The 8,254-nt window shown below is 44.5% G+C and carries 4 protein-coding genes; 2 read left to right on the plus strand and 2 right to left on the minus strand.

Going from position 1 to position 8,254, the window contains the following annotated elements:
• Positions 1 to 87: 87 nt before the first annotated feature.
• Positions 88 to 5,025: a type I secretion C-terminal target domain-containing protein gene (locus CIK04_RS24590; protein ID WP_128824683.1), complete on the plus strand. Its 4,938-nt coding sequence runs from the start codon at positions 88 to 90 to the stop codon at positions 5,023 to 5,025.
• A gap of 146 nt (positions 5,026 to 5,171) precedes the next feature.
• On the opposite strand, the gene CIK04_RS24595 is transcribed toward CIK04_RS24590, so the two are convergent.
• Together CIK04_RS24595 and CIK04_RS24600 are read right to left on the minus strand one after the other, a co-directional pair.
• A complete protein-coding gene (locus CIK04_RS24595) occupies positions 5,172 to 6,365 on the minus strand; it encodes a class I SAM-dependent methyltransferase (protein ID WP_097353441.1) in 1,194 nt (397 codons plus the stop codon).
• 109 nt (positions 6,366 to 6,474) lie between these two features.
• Positions 6,475 to 7,878: a methyl-accepting chemotaxis protein gene (locus CIK04_RS24600; protein ID WP_097353440.1), complete on the minus strand. Its 1,404-nt coding sequence runs from the start codon at positions 7,876 to 7,878 to the stop codon at positions 6,475 to 6,477.
• 88 nt (positions 7,879 to 7,966) lie between these two features.
• Here CIK04_RS24600 and yccX point away from each other — a divergent pair, with 88 nt between their 5' ends.
• On the plus strand, positions 7,967 to 8,242 hold the full coding sequence (yccX, locus tag CIK04_RS24605; RefSeq protein ID WP_128824684.1) for an acylphosphatase: 276 nt from the start codon (positions 7,967 to 7,969) through the stop codon (positions 8,240 to 8,242).
• Positions 8,243 to 8,254: the final 12 nt, after the last annotated feature.

The following is an 8,254-nucleotide window of genomic DNA, read 5'->3' on the forward strand; positions in this document are numbered from 1 at the left end:
TAAGGGTCTGGTTGATGGACGCGATCAGCGTGAAGCGGACGTGACGGACAGCGCGGGCAMCCAGCGAGCGACACAGAAAGCGCGACGTTGGATACTATCATCGCCGCCGAAATCGACATCCTAAACATAGCCGGTGACCACAAGATAAGTGCTGATGAGTCTAATGCCGATGTGACCGTTGTTGGTTATGTTAATAAGGATGCGCAGCCTAATGATAAAATTGATTTTTACGTAAATGGAGAGCTTATTGGTTCAGGCTTCGTATCTAATGAGCCTCATTTGGATGCTCATGGTAACCAGATTGGGTATAAATTTGAGTTTGTCACCAAAGGCTCTAACTTGATCCCGGATGGAGAAGTAGATGGTGGAGCAATTCTTACAGCTAAGGTGACTGTCTCTGATGTTGCAGGAAACACGTTTGTTGCTGCTACGACTGAGCCGTATTTCTTTGATATAGAGGCTCCAGATGCACCAACTATCACAAAAGTCACTGATGATTCATCTGAATCTGATTATTCAGTTGTGACTCTTCATGGTACTGGCAGTGAACCCGGTAATGAGGTTGAAGTATTTGCTAAAGATGCGAATGGTGTATATGTCACTATCGGAACCGCAACTGTTCAGCAAGACTTGTCATGGACACTGGATATTTCGAACGAATCAGCCATTCCACTGAATGATAACGAGTTCTTGTATGCAAAAGAGAAAGACTCTTTTGGCAATGTCAGCGAAGCGTCTAATACGGTTCATTATTACCATGGTAGTTATGATCCAGCACTAGCAGAATCAACGGACGACTTTGTATTACTTGGTAGTGGTGATGATCTATTCAAATCAGATCAAGATGATGCCAACAACAAGTTAGTGGTTGATGGTGGTGCTGGCAATGATACTGCTGAGTTGAATTTCGCATCTACGAGCGCTTCGGTTGCACTTAATACAGATGGCTCTGTCACAATCACTGAGGCTAATGGTGATGTGAACACTTTCATTGAGTTTGAACACTTTAAGTTTACCGATGGTACGAAAACGACTTCAGAGTTGTTTGCGCCTAAAGTGATTTTGGAAAGAGATCAGGATGATGTGATCAACAGTGATCGCTCTACGGTGGGCTATACGATAACGTTGCCTGTCGGCGCTGTTGTTGGCGCGATGCTCACGATAGTTATTGAGGGTGTAGCACAAAGTTTTGCGCTAGAACCTGAACATATTGCCGCTGGGGCGATCTCTGGTTCTATTGACTCTGGTTCAATCGTAGGTGACGAGCTATCAATCTCAGCTGAAATCACCTATGGCAATCAGCCAAGTGTTTTGGAGTTTAAAGATAGTGACCAACTAGCCGTCAATGAGGGGCCTCAGGGTAATGACTTCGTTGTTTCATTATCTCCTGATTCTTCTGTCGTCGGGTTTGACTTTGAAAATGAAAGTACAGCAGATGGCCAGCAAATTGATGTTGTTACAGATCGTGAAGATGATGCCAACTCGACGGACGTAAAAGAAACAACGATCAGTTTCGATTCCCTTCCTGTTTTGGGAACCGTTTACGTTGTCAACAGCGATGGCAGCCGTACAGAAGTCACGAAAGACACAGTTGTAAAAGTGACGGACAAACTTCAGTACGATTTACATGATGACGTTAATGACAAGTTGAGCTTTGATGCTCAAACTGATTTCAAAGGGGTATATGCAGACGATACAGTAACGAGCTTTGTTCTTGATAGCGGCGTCATTATCTCTGGCGGACACTATACGGGTTCAAGACCGGATACAGACAGTTCATTAACCCCGGATGAGCTATTTTTCGATAATGCGGATAATGAAAAAGGACTTGGTGTTGGCAGCTCTGAACTTGATGTCAGCACGAAAGATTACATCAGTGTAGATTTCTCTCAAATTTCACAAGGGAAGACGGATGTCTTGGTGAAAGAAGCCAATGTTACCTTTGGTAGCGTTTGGGGGAATTACAACGACACAAGTTTGGCGGATGCTCAAATCCATGTGCTTGTCTTTAAAGATGGGCAAGTGGTTCAAGAGTTTATCTACGATGATGATCAACAGCCTATTTATGACGGTTCGGGTGTCTTTACAGCCAACATCAAAGTCGATGGTGGATTTGATGAAATTCGAGTCTACACCACTCATGGCACAGATAATCCAAACAACAACGGCAACTCCAATGTCACATTGCAGTCAGTTGAAGTTGTTGATGCTGCTGTGTCTGAAGAGGTTGTTTATGAAGCGACTGATAGCGATAAAGGTAGCGATAAAGGAACGATTAATTTCGTTACTGACTCTACAGAAACATCGACCAACAATGCCCCACATCTTGCAGACACTCGATTTAGTGAGGTAGGCACGGAAGATACTGAGATTTCTCTCAATTTGGCTGCATTGAATCCGACCGACCCTGATGGTGACACAGTTTATATTAGTAATGTCAGTGTTGACCCAAGCTACGGAAACTTAGTGCTAACACATGATGCAAATGGTGTAGTGACAAGTGCAGTGTTTAAACCAGCTGAAAACAAACACTTTGATGATGTGCCATTTACAGTGACGGTTTCTGATGGTCATAAAACGGATACTGCAACAGTGATGTTGGAAGTAAAAGCGGTGGCTGATGCGCCTAATGTAACGGTAGTGTTTGGTGATAGTGTTACAACTAACGTAACGATGGACTCTACCCTTCATACCAAACTGGTTAATGGTCAAGTATTGTCTGAAGCTGATAAAGCTGCATTGGGTGTTACAGGGGTAGTTGTTGAAGTAAACCGAAACGCTACCGGCACGAATGGCTCAGAAGTTCTATTCGGTAGTGCTCAAGCTGACACTATGTACGGAAAGTATGGTAATGATGTCTTCGTTGGTGGCGCCGGGGATGACAAGATTGATGGTGATGACTCTTGGTCCACAACTGATCGTGATGGTGTTGACACCGTCATCTACTCAGGTCCGTTATCTAACTACACATTGGTTAACAATGGCGATTTTGGTGGGAAAGTTGATCAATGGGCTGTATTTGACTCAACAGGTAAAGACGCGTCTGCTCGAACAGGAAAGTCTTGGGAGCTTACGGGTGATCATCTTTATGAAATCGAACGACTAGTGTTCTCTGATGCGATAGTGACTTTAAATCCAGATGGTACCTATCACGTAGAACAGATCACAGAGACTGCGCTGAACCTATCTGCATCAGTCGCCGATCGTGACGGCAGTGAGTATCTTGATGAAGTCCAAATTAAAGGACTTCCTGATGGAACGATGATTATTGATAAAAACACTGGTGAGACTTTAGGTGGCTTCCAAGATATAAATGGTGCGCAAGTTTGGGTGATCGATGTAGAAGGCAATTCTACGCAAAGCATCAACTACGATAATTTGGTGGTTCGCACTCCTTCAGCAGAAGCGCTAGACGTCGATGTTCATGTTGTGGCTAAAGAGAGCTCGCTACCACAATCAGATGCGGGTGCAAGTACGGAAGTTAATGCGGCTGCAACCAATGATGTGCTTGCGGACCAAGGCGGTGAGGTTCCAACAACGCTTATTTCGCTTGTGATTGATTCGTCGGGCTCGATGGCCTCTAAGCCAGCTGGCTTGTCTGACACAAGAATTGAGTATGTACTGAAAGCATCTATTGAACTACTTGAAAATGTTAAGTCTCAACAGGGTAGCGAGAAAGTATTAGTACAAATGATTGACTTTGATACTGATGCGACTCATGCGACAAATGGGTCTTCAAGTATTTGGATGACAGTTGCTCAAGCGATTACTGTGTTGAGCAGTGCTTATGCTAATGTTGACAAGAATAACTACAACGGCATTTTCGATGCAGAAGGTTGGACGAATTACGACCAAGGTGTTGACGCCGTCATGGCGGGCTATCAGGATGCCATAGTCAAAGGTATTACTGGTGATACAAACGATGTGATCTATTTCTTGAGTGACGGTGCTCAAAACCAAGGAACAATAGGAAGTGATTGGTCTGCGTTTATCAAAGGGAAAGATGTAACAGCTGTTGGCGTGGGTAGTGAAACCAATGTTCCATCATCTGGTTTGATTCAAGTATCTGGAAGTGAAGATAATATAGTTTACATACCTGACGAGAAGTTAGTTACCGATTTACCGAAACTACGTCCTACTATTGGTACTGCCGGTTCATTGTTGATGGCGGTTTCGGGTGATGATGCAACAGAAGTGGTTATTGATGCGACGAAAGCGCAAGTCATCCAGATGATTGATACTGACTCTTCTGTAATCAATATGCCTGATAGCTTGTCATTCAGTGTGGATAGCGTTAGCAATGAGTTACTTGTTTCCACTCTGTATGGTGACTTCCGTATTGGACAAGATGGTTCTTACTACTTCCAGCCTGATTCAAGTGCTCCGAAGATTAACACTGGTCAATCAGTGGCCTTTGAAGTGCTAATGACAGTCAAGGATGTCAGTGGTGTTGAATCAGAACAGCTAGTAACACTCAATGTGAGTCCAAATGGCGAGTCTAATGCTGCAGCAACGTCATCGTTCAACGCTTCTACTGGAGATGACCAAATCCGAGGTACAGACAACAATGACATTATCCTAGGACATGCTGGAAACGATGTCCTTGATGGTGGCCTTGGTGATGATCTCTTGTTTGGCGGTGCAGGAAGTGACCTTCTTATCGGCGGTCTTGGTAATGACATCCTAACAGGTGGTGATGGTGCGGATATCTTTAAATGGGTTGATATGGAAACGGCGAGAGATCGCGTGACAGACTTCAACGTGTCGCAAGGCGATAAGCTGGACCTAGCCGATCTCTTTGACGATATGTCTAAAGCGGATATCGATACCTTGCTGGCCGATTTCGGTAGTGGTGACAATCAAGGGGCGGTAGGAAACGTGTCTATTAGCGTTTCCGATGATGCGAGTGCATCACACCTCACTATCGTCAAAGGCGGACAAACCTTAACGATTGACTTTGATGGTGCGTCGGCAGCGGATATCACCAGCAGCTTGATGGATAACCTAAACCATTTAAAGGACTAAAATAACGAAAACCGGAGCTTGCATGAGCTCCGGTTTTTTGTGCTGTCTGCAATTTGGTCTAAGCAAGCTGTAATATAAGTAAGTTGCAATAAAAAAAAGAGCCTCGATTTTTTGTCGAGGCTCTTTTTTAAAGTGCGATTCAGAATTTACAACACCTTACACGCAAAACCTTTGAGGTAGAAGCCTTCAGGGTAAGCGGTGTCGGTTGGGTGATCGGCAGCTTGCTCGAATCGTTCAACAAACTTAACGCTTCGGCCAGCATCCACTGCTGCATCGGCGATGATTTTTTGGAATAGTACTTGGTCCATCAAGCCTGAGCATGAGTAGGTTAGTAGAGTACCGCCTGGATTCAGTATTTGCATGGCCAACATGTTGATGTCTTTATAGCCACGACATGCGCCATTGAGCTGCGCTTTGCTTTCAGCAAACTTCGGTGGATCCATGATCACCACGTCAAATTTGGTGCCTTGATCTCGATATTCACGCAAAAGTTTGAAGACATCGGCGTTTAGGAAAACCGCGCGTTTCTTGGAGATATCGAACGCATTGAGCTCAGCATTAAACTTTGCCGTGTCCAATGCCGGTTGCGAGACGTCGGCATTGATCACTCGTTTAGCACCGCCTTTTAAAGCGTAAAGCCCAAAGCCGCCGGTGTAAGAGAAGCAGTTGAGAACCTCTTTGTCTTTGACGTATTTCATCGCTTGTTGGCGGCTATCACGCTGATCAAGGTAGAAACCAGTTTTGTGCCCACCGACAATATCAACGCTAATTTTGACGCCATTTTCTTCGATAACAACAGATTTTGGTGGCATTTCACCATGTAAAACGCCAGTTGTTTCTTGGAGGCCTTCTTTCTTACGTACGGAAACATCTGAGCGTTCGTACACATTGCAGTCAGGGAAAACTTCAATTAATGCGTCAACAATATTTTTCTTTTGATGTTCGGCGCCAGCACTGAGAAGTTGGCAGACGAAGAAATTTTGGTAACGGTCGATGGTCACACCAGGCATGCCATCAGATTCTGCTGCAATAAGGCGGTAGCCAGTTAAGCCATCTCGCTCAATCACATCTTCGCGAAGAAGTTGAGCGTCTTGGATGCGTTTTACAAAAAACGCTTTGTTAATATCTTGCTTTTCAAAGCTCCATACGCGAGCACGAATTTGAGATTCAGGAGAATAGGCTGCTTTGGCTAACCATTTGCCATCGTGACCATAAACATCAACGGTTTCTCCTAGTTGTGGATTACCTTCGACTCTATCGATCCCACGAGAAAAGATCCAAGGGTGGCGTCTAACAACAGACTTCTCACGACCTTTGACTAAATAGATGGCAGCAGACATTGAAATTCTCTTAAGCAAAAATGAAAGTGGGGTATTTTCAAGGAATCAGAGTAGAAAAGCAAATAGCAAAAAGGCCGCATTGGCGGCCTTTGCTTAGTTTGAGCGTATTTTATGCTTTCAATCCGGTGAGTAACCTTTCCATTGCATCACTCTGATTTCTTAGTTGCTCGACATTACGAGAGGTCATGTTGATCATTTCGCATACGTTATTGGACTGCATCCGAATTTCTTCCACGCTTGCTGCGATATTATCGGCAACCATACCTTGCTCTTCAGCGGCGGTCGCAATCTGAGTGCTGCTGTCTGAAATGGTTTGGTTTTTATCTGCTAGAGAAGCAATCTCATGATTGACTTCCGACATCAAGGTTTGGCCTTGGTTAGCATTATTTACCGTCACTTCCATCAGTTTGGTGAGTGACTGACTGTTACGCTGTAATGCTTCAATCATCGCTTGGATCTCGACCGTTGCTTGTTGAGTTCGTCCTGCTAGAGCGCGAACTTCATCGGCCACCACGGCGAAACCACGACCTTGTTCGCCTGCACGGGCTGCTTCAATTGCTGCGTTTAATGCAAGTAGGTTGGTTTGCTCTGAAATGCCGTTGATGGTGGTGACCACTTCATCGATTTGCGCTGCGTTGGCATCCAGCTCTTCTACCGCCTGAGAAGCGGATTGGATTTCAGACGAGAGTTGAGAAATCGAATTTAAGGTATTTGCCACTTTCACCTGGCCAGATTGAGCAACACTGCGAGCATCTTCCGTTTGTGTGCTCGAATCGTGGGCAAGATTGGCCACTTCGCGAATCGTTGAGGCCATCTGTTCAGTGGCACTCGCCAATGAGTTCAAATGTTCTTGTTGTGAGTTCGAAATATCAGAACTGCTGCAAATCGACTGGTTGAGATCTGAGCTTATTTGTTGCATTAAGGCGACAGACTCTTGGATCGACAGCACCATCTTTTGCTCGCGCTCCGCAACTTTGTCTATAGTGATAGCGATGGTACTGAATTCATCCCTGACTTGGAAAAAGTTCATTCTCGCTGTGAGATCACCATTGGCAAGCGTACTCAATGCTTTGTTCATTGTGAACATCGCGCCACCAATGAACGTCATAATGTAGTAAACCGCGAGTGCAACAATGAAGAGAGAGACAGAAATTACGGTCCAGTGGACGCTGGAAAGGGCAGTCCACAAGTCTTGCTCGTGGGTGGCCACCAAGTTAAATGAGCCATTGAGAACAGAAACTGATCCTGCGCCAGAGCCCAATGCAATGGTATTGGATGAAGCCAAAATATCCATCACTTGAGAGCGTGATAAGTTGCCGGCTTCGATAAAGTTTTTCATCAATATCAACTCATCTTGATAGAGATGATTGAGCATGGCGTCTGCCGCGTTATCAAGAACGAGCGTAAGGATAAGTAATGCAATCAGAGGAAGTAGGAAAAGCAGATAGAACTTTTCTTGAATTTTTAAATGGATGAGATATTTATCAATCCAACGAAATGGTATTTCTTTCATAATTATTATGCTCTTAGTAACCCACGGTCCTTTGTGGGGTGAATAGACTTAATAAATATATCACTCAAAAAAACGGAGAGGTATACGGATGGCAATAAGATGCGAAAAATTTGTGGTCTCTGGCATAGTTCAAGGGGTTGGATTTCGATACCACACCTCACATCAGGGTCTAAAGCTAAATTTAGTCGGTTATGCAAAGAATTTATATAACGGAGATGTCGAAGTGATAGCCTGTGGTGAACCACCGAAGATAGAAGAGTTTGCCAAATGGTTAGAACAAGGACCCAAAACGGCTCGCGTCGATGAGCTTAAAAGAGAAGAAATTACCTGTCGTGAATATCAAGGGTTGAAATCCTGTAGCTGAGTGCTACAGGAT

This window comes from Vibrio sp. 03_296 (genome assembly GCF_002265885.1).